Genomic DNA, 16,869 nt, shown 5'->3' on the forward strand with positions numbered 1-16,869 from the left:
GATTAGCAAACAGAATATTTCTCCTTGGATAAGCATATTGTGAAGTAGCACGTCCAAGGAGGGGCATGAATGACGTTTGAACAGCTAATACCTTTAATAATTATGGCATTCGCCTTAGGGATGGATGCGTTCTCGGTGAGTCTTGGTATGGGGATGATACCCCTAAAGTTAAGACAAATCCTGTATATTGGTATGACGATAGGGATATTTCATATTATTATGCCGTTTATAGGAATGGTACTAGGTCGTTTTTTATCAGAGAAGTATGGAGATATCGCACATTTTGCGGGTGCTATTTTATTAATCGGACTAGGGTTTTATATCGTATATTCAAGCATTTTACAAAATGAAGAGACTAGAACAGCCCCTATTGGAATTAGTTTATTCGTATTTGCATTTGGCGTCAGTATAGATAGTTTCTCAGTAGGACTTAGTCTTGGTATTTATGGGGCACAAACAATTATTACGATTTTACTTTTTGGATTTGTTAGCATGTTATTAGCGTGGATGGGTTTATTAATTGGGAGACATGCGAAAGATATGCTCGGTACATATGGTGAGATAGTAGGTGGTATCATTTTGGTTGGGTTTGGATTATATATCCTTTTTCCTATATAATTTTATGTAGGAGGGAATTATGAACAAGCTATTGGAATGGTATGTTAAATTTTTAACCTTCTATCCTCGATGGCTAAGAAGACTTATAATTTGGGGTATTATTTTGCAAATTTCGATGTTAGGTTGGATTAAGTTAATTCGTGAATGGTGAGATAGTTCCTTTCTGTGAATATTTTGTTTGTACTATATTTATTGCGCTAAAAATTACAGATATAGAAAGGATGAGATGAATGACGAGATTGAAGCAAGTTTTTGGTATTATTATTAGTTTTTTTGTTTTTTGGTTTAGTATGCTCGGTGTACAAATGTTTGCTGAGTTTTTAGATATTGAGTCATTGAAATTTGTTGCGGGAAAGACTGAGGCGGCGCGTGCCTTTTACTCTCCGTACCCGTTTTTAATTGTTTTTCTTATTACATTGCTTTCCCTATACTTCTTCGTAATTAAGCTAGGGAAGCCGAAAAAAGAGAAAATGCCTACTTTAGAGGAAAAGAAGGAAGAATTACAATGATAAAATCCCCTGCTAAAAAGCAGGGGATTTTATATTTGAGTGATGGGAGGAATCTAGCCGCCTTGCTTTTAAATATATCCAGCTCCAGCGGCTAGAATGGTCGGTGGCTTCGCGTCTTCCTGCGAGGCAAAAAGCGCCTCTACGTCAGAAGCTCCATCCCCCTCTCATTCTGAGCGAGCCGCTTCCGCTTTTAGATATTATCCAGTTCCAGCGGCTAGAATGGTCGGTGGCTTCGCGTCTTCCTGCGAGGCAAAAAGCGCCTCTACGTCAGAAGCTCCATCCCCCTCTCATTCTGAGCGAGCCGCTTCCGCTTTTAGATATTATCCAGTTCCAGTGGCCAGCTCTTCGCATCTAAGAACCTCCCGCACGAAAGGTAAAAAGCACCTTTTGTGCGAGAGAACCTTAGCTGGTCAGAGCTAAACGGGCCACTTCCACCTTTAAACTGGCCTAACTAATTCAAATTGTTCTCCTAATTTTGCATAGTTGTGTCCTGCTAGGCGGCTTATTGGTTTGAGTCCTTCGGCGTGAATGCGCCCTTTTTCATATAGATGTTCGGCAACGTGGAAACGAACGACGCGTCCAATTAGTAGATCACAAGCTGGTGAGTCTTCCGTTCCGCCAAGTGGAATTGCACGTTCTAATACGCATTCCATTCGAATATTTGCTTCTTTTACACCTGGAACAGAGATGACTTCACTTTCGATTGGTGTTAGTTTTGCTAGTTCAATTTCACTTTCATTTGGCGGGAGATTAGCTGCTGTTTCGTTAATTGCTACTACATATGATTCGTCAGAAATATGTACGACAAATTCTCCTTTTTCAATTGCGTTTCGGGAAGTGTCCTTTCTTTCTCCGGCTTTTCGTTGTACAGATACTGAGATAAGTGGTGGATTAGCAGCGACAATATTGAAATAACTATATGGTGCTCCGTTTAGTACGCCTTCTTTTGTTACAGAAGTAACGAATGCGACAGGACGAGGGATGATACTTCCAGTAAGTAATTTGTAATTATCTTTTTCAGTTTGTTCATTTGGATTAATGGATAACATGCTTGTAATCCCCTTTCTAAATATGAATACTTATTGTTTGTTTACAAGATAACGATGAGAAAATCCTGCTGGAAATAATATTTTGTTTCATAAAAAGAACTTACTTCAATTGTAATGAAGTAAGTTCTTTTTTCAAGAATCTCAAATTTGAGATAAAAATTAAAGTAAAACGTATGCGCCAGGTCCGATTAAAGCTACACCAACAGCGACAGCAATTAACATTAAGTTATATTCATATCCGTTTTGTGTTACCCAGTAACCATTTTTTCCGTGAACAGTGAAGATAGCCATTAACATTGTTCCAACGATAAATAATGAACCAACTACAATGAAAATACCTGATGCAAATAAGAAACCACCTAGTAATTCAGTTGCGCCAGCCATAAATGCCATAAATACACCAGGACGTAAACCGATTGACTCCATCCAGCCACCTGTTCCTTTTAAACCGTAACCGCCGAACCAACCAAATAATTTTTGAGCGCCATGACCCATGAATGTAATTCCTATAATAAGACGAATAATAAGTAGACCGAAATCCATCATTTTTAAAAACCTCCTAAAAGTTATTAACTTACCTTACGTAAGTAATAATAAGATAGTTACTTACTTTAGTAAAGTTGATTTTGAAAAAAGTTTGAATTAAATTTTACAAATTAACAACAAAAAATAAAATGTAGTAAAGACCTCTAGACAAGTTGGGCAAAAAAGAGAAAATATAAATAGAAGTTAACTTCTAATTGTTATTCAGACAATCAGAATTGACTGGAATTTTGTGAAGCGCTACAATAAGAGTCTATTAGTAATGACGTAATTTATTTCGAAAGCGTTTTTACAGTATAATATTCGAAGTATGAAGTCTTACATGTATCCCGAGCTTTACTAGGGATTGCCCTATAAACTTTTAGGTAAATTATAAGGAGGACTATCCTATGTTTAAAAAATTATTCGGTCTTGGTTCAAAAACAAATGAAGAAACAATCGTAGCTCCATTAACTGGAGCAGTGAAAAATATTGAAGAAGTACCAGATCCAGTATTTGCTGGTCGTATGATGGGTGACGGTGTTGCAATCGATCCTACTGAAGGTGTAGTTGTATCTCCAGTTGATGGTGAAATCGTACAATTATTCCACACAAAACATGCTATCGGAATTAAAGCGAAAAACGGTACAGAAATTTTAATCCACGTTGGATTAGAAACTGTAAAAATGGAAGGCGAAGGTTTCGAAGCTCACGTTTCTGAAGGCCAAGCTGTAAAAGCTGGAGATAAATTAATCTCATTCGACTTAGAATTAATCCGTGAAAAAGCGAAAAGCACAATTACTCCAATTGTTATTACAAACACAGATGCAGCTGAGTCTATTAAGACAACTGTAGGCGTAGCAGCTACAAAAGGTTCAACAGAAGTAATGAAAGTTACAATGAAATAATTGCAATATAAGAGGAATCCGTTTCGTATGAAATGGATTCCTTATTTTGTTGCATGTTCAGCATGTATGTTAAAATACTCTAGGCACTTGGAAATAGGGTTTCACATATATGTGGATAAGGCGCATTTTTCTTAGAAAAAATATAAGAGAAATGCGCCTTTTGTATATTCACATTTCTTTTGTTCTATTCTAATGTAAGTTATGATGAATGGTAAGAAATCGAATATAGGGGTGGGTTTGAATGAAACGAGTGTTATTTGTTTGTACTGGCAATACATGTCGTAGTCCAATGGCTGAGGCGTTGCTTCGTCATCACGGAGGAGATAAGTTTGAAGTGCAATCTGCTGGTGTTTTCGCCTATCCTGGGAGCGATGCATCGATACATGCGAAGGAAGCTTTAGCTGAAAAAGGAATTTTAATTGATCATGCGGCGCAGCAAGTAAATGAAACTTTGCTTGATTGGGCTGATATTGTCGTAACGATGACAGAAAACCATAAGCAAATTGTACTTGGGCATTATCCGAGCGTTGAAAAGAAATTAAATACGTTATATGGATTAACTGAAGGTATAGGCAAGGACATTTCAGATCCCTTTGGAGGCTCGCTTTCTATTTATAAAGAAACGTTAGATGAGATGGAAAAACTTGTACAAACTTTACTGAAAAAACATTCAGTAGGTTGATGTTTCGTGTATAATACGATATTGGAGATCACTTCTTCCTATGTGAGGTAGCGAGTGTGAAATGAAGATAATTGATTGAAAATTTGGAGGGGTAAAAATGAAAGTAGTAATAGCATCTGATCACGGCGGTATGAATATCCGCAAAGAACTTGTAAGTTTATTAGAAGAGTTAAATATTGAATATATTGATTTAGGTTGTGAATGTGAAGCTGGTTCTGTTGATTACCCTGACTTTGCGTTTCCAGCAGCTGAAATGGTAGCGAATGGTGAAGTAGATCGTGGTATTTTAGTTTGTGGGACAGGCATTGGTATGTCAATCGCAGCAAACAAAGTAAATGGTATCCGTTGTGCGTTAGTTCATGATACTTTCAGCGCGAAAGCAACGAGAGAGCATAATGACACTAACATGCTAGCGATGGGCGAGCGTGTAATTGGTGCTGGTCTAGCGCGTGATATCGCGAAAATCTGGTTAACAACTGACTATGAAGGTGGTCGTCACGAAAACCGCGTAGGAAAAATTAAAACATACGAAACAAAGTAATAGATTCTAACTATCAGTAGTGTGAAATATAATTTGGTGAACCAACCTGTGAAAGGAAGAGGCGTAATGACAGAAATCGTAAAGGTAAGAGAACAGCTACAAATGTCGCTTTCTGATTTCCAAGAACAAGCTTCATTACAAAGCGGTCAAATTTTTGTAGTGGGTTGTAGCACGAGCGAAGTGCTAGGCGAAAGAATTGGAACATCAGGAACGATGGAAGTAGCAGAGGCGATTTTCTCTGAGTTAAAACAATTTCAAGAGCAAACAGGTATTGAATTAGCGTTTCAATGTTGTGAGCATTTAAACCGTGCTTTAGTAGTTGAGAGAGAAGTAGCGATAAAATATCAATTTGAAATTGTAACAGTTACGCCTGTTAGATCAGCAGGTGGTGCATTGGGGACATACGCGTATCACAATTTGAAAGATCCGGTAGTAGTTGAGTTTATTAAAGCTGATGCAGGAATGGATATTGGTGATACATTTATCGGTATGCATTTAAAGCATGTAGCTGTTCCGGTTCGTACAAGTGTGAAGGCAATTGGAAGTGCGCATGTAACGATGGCCAAAACACGTGGAAAACTAATTGGTGGAGCGCGTGCTGTCTATGCGGCAGTGGAAGAGACTACCACTTGCCGTTAAATATGAGAAATTAGGAAGTCATATAGTAACTGTTTATCATAAGATAAAAGGTATGTTGTCTGACTTTATAATAGAAGAAAGAAAAGACCGATTTTCGGTCTTTTTTTTCTTTTATGATATAGAAAGTCATGTTAGAATGTAGTTGAAAACATGAAGGTTCGAAAGAATTACAACCTGAATTTTCGTTTTTTCTGAATAAATAAGAAAAAACTGTTGGGAATCGATGTAATTCGTTCAGAAAAGGGGGATTTTGGTGGATCATTTAAAACGTCAAGATGAAAAGGTATTTGCTGCAATTGAGGCAGAACTAGGAAGACAGCGTTCAAAGATTGAGTTAATTGCTTCGGAAAACTTCGTAAGTGAAGCAGTAATGGAGGCACAAGGTTCTGTTTTAACGAATAAGTATGCTGAAGGATATCCTGGAAAACGTTACTATGGTGGCTGTGAACACGTAGACGTAGTAGAAGATATCGCACGTGATCGCGTGAAAGAAATTTTCGGCGCAGAGCACGTAAATGTTCAACCACACTCTGGTGCACAAGCGAACATGGCAGTATACTTTACGATTTTAGAGCAAGGCGATACAGTACTTGGTATGAACTTATCTCATGGTGGTCACTTAACACACGGAAGCCCTGTTAACTTCAGTGGAGTACAATATAATTTCGTAGAATATGGCGTGGATGCTGACTCTCACCGTATTAATTACGATGATGTATTAGCAAAAGCGAAAGAACATAAACCAAAATTAATCGTTGCAGGTGCAAGTGCATACCCTCGTGTTATCGATTTCAAGCGATTCCGTGAGATTGCAGATGAAGTGGGCGCTTATTTAATGGTTGATATGGCACATATCGCTGGTTTAGTAGCTGCTGGTTTACACCCAAATCCAGTACCACATGCACATTTCGTTACAACGACAACACATAAAACGTTACGTGGTCCGCGTGGTGGTATGATTTTATGTGAAGAGCAATTTGCAAAACAAATTGATAAATCAATCTTCCCTGGTATTCAAGGTGGTCCACTTATGCACGTAATCGCTGCAAAAGCTGTTGCATTTGGTGAAGCACTTCAAGATGATTTCAAAACATATGCACAAAATATCATTAACAATGCGAACCGCTTAGCTGAAGGTCTTCAAAAAGAAGGACTTACACTTGTTTCTGGCGGAACAGACAATCACTTAATCTTGATTGATGTTCGTAACTTAGAAATCACAGGTAAAGTAGCAGAGCACGTATTAGATGAAGTTGGTATTACAGTGAACAAAAATACAATTCCATTTGAAACAGCAAGCCCATTTGTAACAAGTGGTGTACGTATCGGTACAGCAGCTGTAACATCTCGTGGTTTCGGTTTAGAAGAAATGGATGAAATTGCGTCACTTATTGCTTATACATTAAAAAATCATGAAAATGAAGCTGCATTAGAAGAAGTACGTAAGCGTGTAGAAGTGTTAACTAGCAAATTCACAATGTATCCAAATCTATAATAGATTGAAGAAGACTGCCGAGACTTAATTGTTTTGGCGGTCTTTTTTGTGGACATATATTATTTTTAAAGTATGTATACAAATGATGAATAAATTTTGGCGATATAATGAAGGATACAGCTCCCATAATTGGTAAAGATACTAGATAGATTCATCGTAAAATCATGATTTTGCCAAATTTGCCCTTGAATATTAGTAGCGTTTTCTTTACAATCGTAAATAGTGTAAAAAAGCGTGCAAACGCATGAATATCATCTAAAGGAGAGATTCACATGGGAAAACTGTATGTATTTGATCACCCGTTAATTCAACATAAGATTACATATATTCGCGATAAGAATACAGGTACGAAAGATTTTCGTGAATTAGTGGACGAAGTAGCAAGCTTAATGGCTTTCGAAATTACTCGCGACCTTCCACTTAAGGACATTGAAATTGAAACACCTGTAAGCAAAGCGACAACAAAAGTGATCGCTGGTAAAAAACTTGGTTTAATTCCGATTTTACGTGCAGGTTTAGGAATGGTTGATGGAATTCTGAAATTAATTCCAGCAGCAAAAGTAGGACACGTTGGTTTATACCGTGACCCTAAAACATTGCAACCGGTAGAATACTATGTGAAACTTCCAACGGATGTAGAAGAGCGTGACTTTATCGTACTAGATCCGATGCTAGCAACAGGTGGTTCTGCGGCTGAAGCAATTAACTCTCTGAAAAAGCGCGGTGCGAAACAAATTAAATTAATGTGTATCGTTGCAGCTCCAGAAGGGGTAAAAGTAGTACAAGAAGAACATCCTGATGTTGATATTTATGTAGCAGCATTAGATGAGAAATTAAATGACCACGGATATGTAGTACCAGGTCTTGGTGATGCTGGTGACCGTTTATTCGGAACGAAGTAAGACAACTGACGAGCAGGGGAGATTCCCCAGCTCGTCTTTTTTGTTGTAAGCAAGTAGGGGAGGGGGAGAGGATAAATATACATCGTATATACAACATAAGTTGCATACACCTCACATATAATATAGAAGTCTTACGTCTGAGGAACACTATATTATGGAAGAAAAGCGTTATATCTCGAAAATATAATAGTGACAAACTTGTGAACATTTCCTTCTATTATAAAGAGAAAACTGTTAGAAATTGCATATATGTAACCAGTATTTAGAAGGGGAACGTTTTCATTTTTGGGAGGAAATGCCTAATACTCAAATTTTTAGATTTTTTACGATTTCTCGTTGACACTGTTAATACCCTATTGTATGCTAACAACGGGGATAGATGGTAGGGCTTTCAGTGACAAAATTACATCTATTCCGTGACGAAAATGTAAACTTTTTGTTTTGTATAGGATTTATGCAAAAAAATGAGTTATTATTAACACATCGTGAATGAGGGTTACATATTGGAGGGATGAATCCTTGCAAAAAAACGATCGCAGCCATATAAAAGCTTATGCTTTAATGTCAGGTATTCTTGCTCAATTAGTCGGTTCTATTCTTGTTGGAATCTTTGGTGGGCAGTGGATTGATAATAAGGTTGGAACGTTTCCGTTGTTTCTTATTATAGGGTTATTACTCGGACTAGGAACAGGGGTATACGCAATGATTCGACTCATTCGACATTACTATTCGGGAGAGCAATGATGATAGACGTACATGGACTTGTCCAAAGACAAAAGAAATATATGTACTACTTGCTTGCGCTTCTAGTGCTAGGATGGGGATTTACCTCTTACAAGGATGTATTTCTTGGACTGATTATCGGGACGATTTTCAGTTTTCTTAGTTTGCGCATCATTGCACGTAGAACAGACAAGCTGCTAGATCGCGTAACAAATGGAGAAAACGTGAAGTTCAAGGCAACAGCGGTAAGTACATATTCAAGATTCGCCACGATTGGGTTATTAATTTTATTTGCAGCCAAATATCAAGAGTTAATCGCGATGTGGGGCCTAGGTGTAGGATTGCTGACAGGATACCTTGTCATGATCATAGATTTTCTTTATTTAGAGTATAAGAGCAGGGAAGAGAGGTGAATTACTAGTGGAACACGGTAAATTAGTTGAATTTCTAGGTTTAACGTTCGATTTGTCATCAGTTATGATGGTTACTGTAGCAGCAGTTATTGTTTTCTTAATCGCTGTTATCGGAACTCGCAGCTTAGCTCTTCGCCCAACCGGGATGCAAAACTTCATGGAATGGGTGTTTGACTTCGTGAAAGGGATTATCAATAGTACGATGGACTGGAAAACAGGTGGACGTTTCTTAACGCTTGGCGTTACGCTTATCATGTTTATCATCGTATCGAACTTCCTTGGTTTACCATTCATGTATTCAGCAACTGAAGCTGGCGAACATATTGCATGGTGGAGATCACCAACGTCTGATCCAGCAGTTACATTAACATTAGCCGTGATGGTAGTTACCCTCACCCATTATTATGGAATTAAGATGAAGGGTACGAAAGAGTACGTAAAAGGTTATTTCCAACCTATGAAATTCTTATTCCCATTAAAGGTTATTGAGGAGTTTGCTAACACATTAACGTTAGGTCTTCGTTTATTTGGTAACATTTATGCAGGTGAGATCTTATTAGGATTACTTGCTAAGTTGGGCGGAGCATCATTCCTTGGCGCATTAGGTGCACTTGTACCTATGTTAGCGTGGATGGGATTCAGTGTATTCGTTGGTTCAATCCAAGCATTTATTTTCGTTATGTTAACGATGGTTTATATGGCTCATAAAGTAAGCCATGACCATTAATATAATTTAAGTAAGAAAAAATTTATTTTTTTATAATACAAAGGAGGACAAATTAAATGAGTTTAGGTGTAATCGCAGCTGCAATTGCAATTGGTTTATCAGCATTAGGTGCAGGTATTGGTAACGGTCTTATCGTATCACGTACAATCGAAGGTGTTGCTCGTCAACCAGAACTAAAAGGCGCACTTCAAACAATTATGTTCATCGGGGTTGCTTTAGTTGAGGCACTTCCAATCATCGGTGTAGTTATTGCTTTCATCGTAATGAACAAATAAGGGAGACTCCCCTTACATAGATGGCGAAGAGTGTTTTTCCGAACTTTCTTCGCCATTGCTTTATGAATGAAACGTATGTCTTTTTTTTTCATATGATCAATTTAGATATTTTGAAGGGAGTGAATCCTTGTGCCAACTTTATTATTAGGTGCTGCCATTCCATTTGGAACGATTGCTTATACATTGTTCATTTTCTTACTTCTATTAGTAATGCTACGCAAATTTGCGTGGGGTCCTTTAATGGGAATTATGAAAGAACGTGAAGAGCATGTTACTAATGAAATCGACGCTGCAGAAAGAAGTAATGCTGAGGCGAAGAAGTTAGTAGAAGAACAACGTGAAATGTTAAAACAATCACGTGTTGAAGCACAAGAGTTAATCGAAAGAGCGAAAAAGCAAGCTGTAGATCAAAAAGATGTTATTGTTGCTGCTGCGAAAGAAGAAGCAGAATCAATTAAAGCATCTGCTGTACAAGAAATTCAACGCGAAAAAGAGCAAGCAATTGCTGCTTTACAAGAACAAGTTGCTTCTTTATCTGTTCAAATTGCTTCTAAAGTAATTGAAAAAGAATTAAAAGAAGAAGATCAAGTGAAGTTAATTCGCGATTATATTAAAGAAGTAGGAGAAGCGCGATGAGCAATGGGATTGTAGCAAAACGTTATGCTGTCGCTCTTTTTAAAATTGCTAAAGAAAAACACGTATTAGAAATGTTTGAAGAGGAATTACGCCTTGTACAAAACGTTTATGTAAAGAACGGAGAACTACATAGCTTTTTAACGCAACCGAACATTTCAAAGGAACAAAAGAAAACGTTTCTTGCAAACGTATTCGGATCTGTTTCTGAATCTATTTTAAATACGTTATATATTTTAATTGATAACAAACGCATTGATATCTTACCTGAAATTGCAGATGAATATGTTGTTCTTGCTAATGAAGAACGTAACGTAGCGGACGCAACTGTATATTCTACTCGTCTTCTATCAGAAGAAGAGAAGCTTAACATTGCAGAAGCATTTGCGAAGAGAACAGGAAAAGATGCAATTCGCGTGAAAAATGTTGTAGATGAAGATTTACTAGGCGGAATTAAAGTACGTATTGGAAATCGCATTTATGACGGAAGTTTACAAGGAAAATTAGCACGTATTCAGCGTGAATTAATGAAGAATAGATAGGGGTGAAGCACATGAGCATCAGAGCTGAAGAAATTAGCGCACTGATAAAGCAACAAATCGAGAACTATCAGTCTGAAATCGAAGTTAGTGATGTTGGTACAGTTATCCAAGTTGGTGACGGTATCGCGCGTGCTCATGGTCTTGATAACGTTATGGCTGGTGAACTTGTAGAGTTCTCTAACGGCGTTATGGGACTAGCACAAAACTTAGAGGAAAATAACGTAGGTATTATCATTTTAGGACCTTACACAGAAATTCGTGAAGGTGACGAAGTTCGTCGTACTGGTCGCATCATGCAAGTACCGGTAGGAAAAGAACTAATTGGTCGTGTTGTAAACCCATTAGGTCAACCAGTTGATGGTTTAGGCCCAATCAATACAACAAACACTCGTCCAATTGAAAGTCCAGCACCAGGTGTAATGGATCGTAAATCTGTTCATGAGCCACTTCAAACAGGTATTAAAGCGATCGATGCTCTTGTACCAATTGGCCGTGGTCAACGTGAGTTAATCATTGGTGACCGTCAAACTGGTAAAACAGCAGTTGCACTTGATACAATCATTAACCAAAAAGATGAAGATATGATTTGTATCTACGTAGCAATTGGACAAAAAGAATCAACTGTACGTAACGTAGTAGAAACACTACGTAAGCACGGTGCATTAGAGTACACAATCGTTGTAACTGCATCTGCTTCTCAACCAGCTCCATTATTATACCTAGCTCCTTACGCTGGTGTAACAATGGGTGAAGAGTTCATGTACAATGGTAAACACGTATTAGTAGTATATGATGACTTATCAAAACAAGCAGCGGCTTACCGTGAGCTGTCATTACTATTACGTCGTCCTCCAGGTCGTGAAGCTTACCCAGGGGATGTATTCTACTTACATTCTCGCTTATTAGAGCGTGCAGCAAAATTAAGTGATGCAAAAGGCGGCGGTTCTTTAACTGCACTACCTTTCATCGAAACACAAGCAGGGGACGTATCAGCATACATCCCAACAAACGTAATTTCTATTACGGATGGACAAATCTTCTTACAATCTGACCTATTCTTCTCTGGCGTACGTCCAGCGATCGATGCGGGTACTTCTGTATCTCGTGTAGGTGGATCTGCTCAGATTAAAGCAATGAGTAAAGTATCAGGTACACTTCGTCTTGACCTTGCATCTTACCGTGAGTTAGAAGCGTTCGCTCAGTTCGGTTCTGACCTTGATAAAGCAACTCAAGCGAAATTAAACCGTGGTGCTCGTACTGTTGAGGTATTAAAACAAGGATTACACAAACCATTACGTGTAGAGAAACAAGTTATCATTCTTTACGCTTTAACACGTGGATTCCTAGATGATATCCCAGTAGTAGATATCACTCGTTTTGAAGAAGAATTCCATGCTTGGTTAGATTCTAATGCGACTGACTTATTAGAAGAAATCCGCACAACTAAGAAACTTGCGGATGACGACAAATTTGCAGCAGCAATCAATGGATTTAAAAAAGTATTTGTAGCTTCTGAATAATAATAAAAAGTGAAGCCGACTGTTCAGCCCCATCGGCTAAGGTTCTTTCTCACAGAAGGTGCTTTTTACCTTCTTGTGGGGAAGGTTCTTAGACGAAAGGGGCTAGGAGGCGGAACTAGATTAATAAAAGCGGAAGCGGCTCGTTGTGAATGTGAGGGGGATGGAGCTTCTGACGAAGAGGCGGTGTTTGCCTCGTAGGAAGAAGTGAAGCCACCGAGCATTCAAGCCGCTGGAGCTAGATAGTATATATAAAAGGCATCTCGGGCTCTGAGATTGCTAAAGGTCATGTAAAGGAAAAGAGTAGGTGCACCTATTCTTTTCCTTCAATCATGAGCAAGAATATCTTGCAACGTAGATTAGGAAGAGGATTCTTACTAATCGTGCCAACTTCCGGAAAAAAGGTGGTGAAAACCTGTGGCATCTTTACGCGATATAAAAGCGAAGATTAACTCGACAAAGAAAACGAGTCAAATTACGAAAGCGATGGAGATGGTATCTGCATCTAAGTTAAACCGTGCAGAGCAAAATGCTAAATCTTTCGTTCCGTATATGGAAAAGATTCAAGAAGTAGTAGCGAGCATTGCGCAAGGAAGCAAAGGGATTAATCATCCAATGCTAAATGCGCGTCCTGTAAAGCGTACAGGATACATCGTTATTACGTCTGATCGCGGACTAGCAGGTGGTTATAACAGTAACGTATTACGTACAGTAAGTAACGTAATTCGTGAACGTCATAATATGGATTCAAACCAATATTCTATTATTGTGCTTGGACGACTAGGACGTGATTATTTAAAACGTCGCGGCTTTAACATTATTGATGAAGTAGTTGGATTATCTGACCACCCATCATTTACTGATATTAAAGACCTTGCTTCTCGAGCAATTGCGATGTTTGCAGATGGTGCTTATGATGAGCTGTACATCTACTACAACCATTACGTAAGTAAAATTTCACAAGAGGTAACGGAAAATAAAATTTTACCGCTTACTGATGTGGCGTCTGACAAACCGACGACAGCTTATGAATTCGAACCTTCTGAAGAAGAAATTTTAAAAGTACTATTGCCACAATACGCAGAAAGCTTAGTGTACGGTGCATTACTAGACGGTAAAGCAAGTGAACACGCAGCGCGTATGACAGCAATGAAGAGTGCTACAGACAACGCAATGGAAGTTATCGATTCACTTACACTTTCATTCAACCGTGCGCGTCAGGCAGCGATTACGCAAGAAATTACGGAAATCGTTGGTGGAGCAGCAGCGTTAGAATAGTATTAAAAGGCGGAAGCGGCTCTGTCAAAAGAGTCGCGTAAGCTATAAACCAATAAAAAATTAAAAGCTAGCTGCTCGTAGAAAGTTGGCTAATTAAAAGAAAGCTAGGAGGGAACCCGATGAATAAAGGGCGCGTTACGCAAATCATGGGTCCGGTTGTAGACGTTAAGTTTGATGGCGGAAAGCTACCAGAAATCTACAACGCCCTTACGGTAAAACAAAGCAACGAAAACGGAAGTATTAACTTAACATTTGAAGTTGCACTTCATTTAGGTGATGATACAGTTCGTACAGTTGCAATGTCTTCCACAGATGGACTTGTTCGTGGCACAGAAGTAGAAGATACTGGTAAACCAATCTCTGTACCAGTTGGTGATGTAACACTTGGTCGCGTATTTAACGTATTAGGTGATGCAATTGACTTAGATGGTGAGGTTCCTGCAGATGTACATCGTGATCCAATTCACCGTCAAGCACCTGCATTCGAAGAATTATCTACTAAAGTAGAAATTCTTGAAACTGGTATTAAAGTAGTAGACTTACTTGCTCCTTACATTAAGGGTGGTAAGATCGGCCTATTCGGTGGTGCCGGCGTAGGTAAAACAGTATTAATTCAGGAATTAATTAACAACATCGCACAAGAGCACGGTGGTATCTCTGTATTCGCTGGTGTAGGTGAGCGTACTCGTGAGGGTAATGACTTATACCACGAAATGAGCGATTCTGGCGTAATCAAGAAAACTGCGATGGTATTCGGACAAATGAACGAGCCACCTGGAGCACGTCAACGTGTTGCATTAACAGGTTTAACAATGGCTGAGCATTTCCGTGATGAGCAAGGACAAGACGTACTTCTGTTCATCGATAACATCTTCCGTTTCACGCAAGCGGGTTCTGAAGTATCTGCCCTTCTTGGTCGTATGCCATCTGCGGTAGGTTACCAACCAACACTTGCAACAGAAATGGGTCAATTACAAGAGCGTATTACATCTACAAATAAAGGGTCTATCACGTCTATCCAAGCGGTATATGTACCAGCCGATGACTATACTGACCCAGCACCAGCTACAACGTTCGCTCACTTAGATGCAACAACAAACTTAGAGCGTCGTTTAACGCAAATGGGTATTTACCCAGCCGTAGATCCATTAGCATCTACATCTCGTGCACTTTCTCCAGAAATCGTAGGAGAAGAACATTATGAAGTAGCTCGTCAAGTACAGCAAACTTTACAACGTTATAAAGAGCTTCAAGATATCATCGCTATCTTAGGTATGGATGAGTTATCTGAAGAAGATAAGTTAGTTGTACATCGTGCTCGTCGTATTCAATTCTTCTTATCTCAAAACTTCCACGTAGCTGAGCAGTTTACAGGTCAAAAAGGTTCTTACGTACCTGTAAAGAATACAGTTAGTGGTTTCAAAGAAATTCTAGAAGGAAAATATGATGACCTTCCAGAAGATGCATTCCGCTTAGTAGGTGGCATTGAAGAAGTTATTGAAAACGCGAAGAAAATGATGGCGTAAGGCCTTAGGAGGGACGAAGTATGAAGACATTTCCAGTCAGTATTGTAACTCCTGATGGACCGGTTTACGAAAAAGAAGTAGAAATGGTAAGTGTAAAAGCAGAGAGTGGGGAAATGGGGATCTTACCAGGTCACATTCCAACTGTTGCACCATTAAAAATTAGTGCAGTTCGTCTGAAAAATGGTGGACACACTGATTATGTAGCAGTAAGCGGTGGCTTTATCGAAGTTCGTCCAGATAAAGTGACTGTATTATCATCATCTGCTGAAGAAGCAAACCATATCGATATCCATCGCGCAAATGAAGCGAAGCGTCGCGCTGAGCAACGTCTGCAAGATAAACAAGCACATGTTGACTTTAAACGTGCAGAAATGGCATTACAACGTGCCGTGAACCGTTTAAACGTTTCCGATATGAAGTGAAAAAATCCGTAAGGGCTTTGCCTTTACGGATTTTTTTTGTGTATTTTATGGATAATTTTACAAAACTGGTATAATTATATTGATGCTTGTATAAGTAGAAGTGTACAACAATTTATATTTCATAAAGGGGATGAATCAATGATTGGTGAAATGAAGCGAGAAGCATTGTACTCTTTAAAGGGAAAATGGGGACTAGGTGTTGGATCAACAATTTTATATTTTATTTTAAGTTATGTTGTTTCGATGGCTGCAATGCTTATACTATTAATTCCAGGAATTATTATATTTCTCTTATTTGCTGGTTTAGTAGGTTCACTTGAAGGGCAAACAATATCAAATGGAGCAAGTGTTACATTCGGGATTTTTTATTGCATTATGATAATTTTGAGTAGTGCATCCTATGGGATTACATCATACGGTTATACAAATGTATTTTTACAGATTAGTAAACGAGAAGATGCTAAAGTAGATTACTTATTCGAAGGATTTCGTGGCTTTAAAAGAATGATGAAAACAATATGGGCAATGCTTGCAATTTTATTATATACAGGTACATGGATTCCGATATTGTTAGTAGCCTTATTTGCATTTTTTGGTGAAGAAGGAAATGCGTCGTTTGCTATTGCTATCTGTGTACTACTAGCTATTTCAATCGTTGGTATGACTGTGATGTATTTTTCTTATGCACTGACGTACTATGTGATGATTGAAAATCCAGAATATAGTGTTTCGCAGGCGATGAAGGAAAGTAAGAATCTTATGAAGGGTCATAAGTTAGATTTGTTTCTTTTATGGCTGAGCTTCATAGGATGGGCTATTTTAGCGCTTCTTACTTTTGGAATAGGATTTCTTTGGCTTAGTCCGTATATGAGTACGACGACAGCACACTTTTATCGCTATATTTCAAAAGGTGAATTTCAATAGGAACATGCTATACTAATAGAATTA

General features: G+C 38.5%; 23 protein-coding genes. 21 read left to right on the forward strand and 2 right to left on the reverse strand.

Annotation, left to right across the window (positions count from 1 at the left end; all coding sequences use genetic code 11):
• Window positions 1-69 precede the first annotated feature (69 nt).
• From AU379_RS18270 to AU379_RS18275, 3 genes are all read left to right on the forward strand, one after another.
• Window positions 70-618: a manganese efflux pump MntP family protein gene (locus tag AU379_RS18270; protein WP_000142463.1), complete on the forward strand. Its 549-nt coding sequence runs from the start codon at window positions 70-72 to the stop codon at window positions 616-618.
• 19 nt (window positions 619-637) lie between these two features.
• Complete coding sequence (locus AU379_RS31150) at window positions 638-769, forward strand: hypothetical protein (protein ID WP_001037636.1); 132 nt, start codon at window positions 638-640, stop codon at window positions 767-769.
• Window positions 770-848: 79 nt separating this feature from the next.
• Window positions 849-1,127, forward strand: coding sequence for a DUF3935 domain-containing protein (locus AU379_RS18275; RefSeq protein WP_000197472.1), 279 nt, complete (start codon window positions 849-851; stop codon window positions 1,125-1,127).
• Window positions 1,128-1,564: 437 nt separating this feature from the next.
• Here AU379_RS18275 and AU379_RS18280 read toward each other — a convergent pair whose 3' ends face one another.
• Together AU379_RS18280 and AU379_RS18285 are read right to left on the reverse strand one after the other, a co-directional pair.
• A complete protein-coding gene (locus tag AU379_RS18280; RefSeq protein WP_061139588.1) occupies window positions 1,565-2,176 on the reverse strand; it encodes a flavin reductase family protein in 612 nt (203 codons plus the stop codon).
• A 159-nt stretch (window positions 2,177-2,335) separates the two neighbouring features.
• Window positions 2,336-2,722 (reverse strand): DoxX family protein, encoded by a 387-nt coding sequence (locus AU379_RS18285; protein ID WP_000968616.1) that lies wholly within the window; start codon window positions 2,720-2,722, stop codon window positions 2,336-2,338.
• Between the two features lie 386 nt (window positions 2,723-3,108).
• Between AU379_RS18285 and AU379_RS18290 the strand changes: the two genes are divergently transcribed.
• The 18 genes from AU379_RS18290 to AU379_RS18375 all read left to right on the forward strand — a co-directional run bounded on the left by AU379_RS18290 (window position 3,109) and on the right by AU379_RS18375 (window position 16,845).
• Complete coding sequence (locus tag AU379_RS18290) at window positions 3,109-3,606, forward strand: PTS glucose transporter subunit IIA (RefSeq protein WP_000473665.1); 498 nt, start codon at window positions 3,109-3,111, stop codon at window positions 3,604-3,606.
• A gap of 241 nt (window positions 3,607-3,847) precedes the next feature.
• Window positions 3,848-4,288 (forward strand): low molecular weight protein arginine phosphatase, encoded by a 441-nt coding sequence (locus AU379_RS18295; protein ID WP_047387270.1) that lies wholly within the window; start codon window positions 3,848-3,850, stop codon window positions 4,286-4,288.
• 97 nt (window positions 4,289-4,385) lie between these two features.
• Window positions 4,386-4,829, forward strand: coding sequence for a ribose 5-phosphate isomerase B (gene rpiB, locus AU379_RS18300; RefSeq protein ID WP_000869542.1), 444 nt, complete (start codon window positions 4,386-4,388; stop codon window positions 4,827-4,829).
• Window positions 4,830-4,895: 66 nt separating this feature from the next.
• Complete coding sequence (locus AU379_RS18305; RefSeq protein ID WP_000136376.1) at window positions 4,896-5,468, forward strand: TIGR01440 family protein; 573 nt, start codon at window positions 4,896-4,898, stop codon at window positions 5,466-5,468.
• Between the two features lie 253 nt (window positions 5,469-5,721).
• The gene (glyA, locus tag AU379_RS18310; RefSeq protein ID WP_061139589.1) at window positions 5,722-6,963 is read left to right on the forward strand and encodes a serine hydroxymethyltransferase; all 1,242 of its coding nucleotides are present in this window, start codon (window positions 5,722-5,724) and stop codon (window positions 6,961-6,963) included.
• Window positions 6,964-7,235: 272 nt separating this feature from the next.
• Window positions 7,236-7,865 carry a uracil phosphoribosyltransferase gene (upp, locus tag AU379_RS18315; protein ID WP_000517539.1) on the forward strand — a complete coding sequence of 210 codons (630 nt, stop codon included), beginning with the start codon at window positions 7,236-7,238 and terminating at the stop codon, window positions 7,863-7,865.
• A gap of 379 nt (window positions 7,866-8,244) precedes the next feature.
• The gene (locus AU379_RS18320) at window positions 8,245-8,358 is read left to right on the forward strand and encodes a DUF4024 domain-containing protein (protein WP_000232962.1); all 114 of its coding nucleotides are present in this window, start codon (window positions 8,245-8,247) and stop codon (window positions 8,356-8,358) included.
• A 26-nt stretch (window positions 8,359-8,384) separates the two neighbouring features.
• Window positions 8,385-8,609, forward strand: a complete 225-nt coding sequence (locus AU379_RS18325) for an AtpZ/AtpI family protein (protein WP_001171223.1) — start codon at window positions 8,385-8,387, stop codon at window positions 8,607-8,609.
• Window positions 8,609-9,001: an ATP synthase subunit I gene (locus AU379_RS18330; protein ID WP_000567600.1), complete on the forward strand. Its 393-nt coding sequence runs from the start codon at window positions 8,609-8,611 to the stop codon at window positions 8,999-9,001. The genes AU379_RS18325 and AU379_RS18330 overlap by 1 nt, the downstream gene beginning before the upstream one ends.
• 7 nt (window positions 9,002-9,008) lie before the next feature.
• Window positions 9,009-9,728, forward strand: a complete 720-nt coding sequence (gene atpB, locus AU379_RS18335; RefSeq protein ID WP_000399870.1) for a F0F1 ATP synthase subunit A — start codon at window positions 9,009-9,011, stop codon at window positions 9,726-9,728.
• A gap of 56 nt (window positions 9,729-9,784) precedes the next feature.
• Window positions 9,785-10,003: a F0F1 ATP synthase subunit C gene (gene atpE, locus AU379_RS18340; RefSeq protein ID WP_000052064.1), complete on the forward strand. Its 219-nt coding sequence runs from the start codon at window positions 9,785-9,787 to the stop codon at window positions 10,001-10,003.
• A gap of 129 nt (window positions 10,004-10,132) precedes the next feature.
• The gene (atpF, locus tag AU379_RS18345; protein ID WP_001142618.1) at window positions 10,133-10,639 is read left to right on the forward strand and encodes a F0F1 ATP synthase subunit B; all 507 of its coding nucleotides are present in this window, start codon (window positions 10,133-10,135) and stop codon (window positions 10,637-10,639) included.
• A complete protein-coding gene (gene atpH / locus AU379_RS18350; protein ID WP_000064683.1) occupies window positions 10,636-11,178 on the forward strand; it encodes a F0F1 ATP synthase subunit delta in 543 nt (180 codons plus the stop codon). Before atpF ends, atpH begins: the two co-directional genes overlap by 4 nt.
• An 11-nt stretch (window positions 11,179-11,189) precedes the next feature.
• Window positions 11,190-12,698 (forward strand): F0F1 ATP synthase subunit alpha, encoded by a 1,509-nt coding sequence (gene atpA / locus AU379_RS18355; protein ID WP_000027518.1) that lies wholly within the window; start codon window positions 11,190-11,192, stop codon window positions 12,696-12,698.
• 414 nt (window positions 12,699-13,112) lie between these two features.
• Window positions 13,113-13,973, forward strand: coding sequence for a F0F1 ATP synthase subunit gamma (gene atpG, locus AU379_RS18360; protein WP_000157696.1), 861 nt, complete (start codon window positions 13,113-13,115; stop codon window positions 13,971-13,973).
• 119 nt (window positions 13,974-14,092) lie between these two features.
• Window positions 14,093-15,499, forward strand: coding sequence for a F0F1 ATP synthase subunit beta (atpD, locus tag AU379_RS18365; protein WP_001032593.1), 1,407 nt, complete (start codon window positions 14,093-14,095; stop codon window positions 15,497-15,499).
• Between the two features lie 20 nt (window positions 15,500-15,519).
• Window positions 15,520-15,921, forward strand: coding sequence for a F0F1 ATP synthase subunit epsilon (gene atpC, locus AU379_RS18370; RefSeq protein ID WP_000847211.1), 402 nt, complete (start codon window positions 15,520-15,522; stop codon window positions 15,919-15,921).
• Window positions 15,922-15,957: 36 nt separating this feature from the next.
• The gene (locus tag AU379_RS18375) at window positions 15,958-16,845 is read left to right on the forward strand and encodes a DUF975 family protein (RefSeq protein ID WP_157462691.1); all 888 of its coding nucleotides are present in this window, start codon (window positions 15,958-15,960) and stop codon (window positions 16,843-16,845) included.
• The last annotated feature ends 24 nt before the right edge of the window (window positions 16,846-16,869 follow it).

The organism is Bacillus sp. JH7 (assembly GCF_001563515.1).
Classification (GTDB): domain Bacteria; phylum Bacillota; class Bacilli; order Bacillales; family Bacillaceae_G; genus Bacillus_A; species Bacillus_A cereus.

Excerpts from the sequence above, each read along its gene's own strand:
- AU379_RS18270 (WP_000142463.1), top strand. The coding sequence starts at position 70 with ATGACGTTTGAACAGCTAATACCTTTAATAATTATGGCATTCGCCTTA.
- AU379_RS31150 (WP_001037636.1), top strand. The coding sequence starts at position 638 with ATGAACAAGCTATTGGAATGGTATGTTAAATTTTTAACCTTCTATCCT.
- AU379_RS18275 (WP_000197472.1), top strand. The coding sequence starts at position 849 with ATGACGAGATTGAAGCAAGTTTTTGGTATTATTATTAGTTTTTTTGTT.
- AU379_RS18280 (WP_061139588.1), bottom strand. The coding sequence starts at position 2,176 with ATGTTATCCATTAATCCAAATGAACAAACTGAAAAAGATAATTACAAA.
- AU379_RS18285 (WP_000968616.1), bottom strand. The coding sequence starts at position 2,722 with ATGATGGATTTCGGTCTACTTATTATTCGTCTTATTATAGGAATTACA.
- AU379_RS18290 (WP_000473665.1), top strand. The coding sequence starts at position 3,109 with ATGTTTAAAAAATTATTCGGTCTTGGTTCAAAAACAAATGAAGAAACA.
- AU379_RS18295 (WP_047387270.1), top strand. The coding sequence starts at position 3,848 with ATGAAACGAGTGTTATTTGTTTGTACTGGCAATACATGTCGTAGTCCA.
- rpiB (WP_000869542.1), top strand. The coding sequence starts at position 4,386 with ATGAAAGTAGTAATAGCATCTGATCACGGCGGTATGAATATCCGCAAA.
- AU379_RS18305 (WP_000136376.1), top strand. The coding sequence starts at position 4,896 with ATGACAGAAATCGTAAAGGTAAGAGAACAGCTACAAATGTCGCTTTCT.
- upp (WP_000517539.1), top strand. The coding sequence starts at position 7,236 with ATGGGAAAACTGTATGTATTTGATCACCCGTTAATTCAACATAAGATT.
- AU379_RS18320 (WP_000232962.1), top strand. The coding sequence starts at position 8,245 with ATGGTAGGGCTTTCAGTGACAAAATTACATCTATTCCGTGACGAAAAT.
- AU379_RS18330 (WP_000567600.1), top strand. The coding sequence starts at position 8,609 with ATGATAGACGTACATGGACTTGTCCAAAGACAAAAGAAATATATGTAC.
- atpE (WP_000052064.1), top strand. The coding sequence starts at position 9,785 with ATGAGTTTAGGTGTAATCGCAGCTGCAATTGCAATTGGTTTATCAGCA.
- atpH (WP_000064683.1), top strand. The coding sequence starts at position 10,636 with ATGAGCAATGGGATTGTAGCAAAACGTTATGCTGTCGCTCTTTTTAAA.
- atpA (WP_000027518.1), top strand. The coding sequence starts at position 11,190 with ATGAGCATCAGAGCTGAAGAAATTAGCGCACTGATAAAGCAACAAATC.
- atpD (WP_001032593.1), top strand. The coding sequence starts at position 14,093 with ATGAATAAAGGGCGCGTTACGCAAATCATGGGTCCGGTTGTAGACGTT.
- atpC (WP_000847211.1), top strand. The coding sequence starts at position 15,520 with ATGAAGACATTTCCAGTCAGTATTGTAACTCCTGATGGACCGGTTTAC.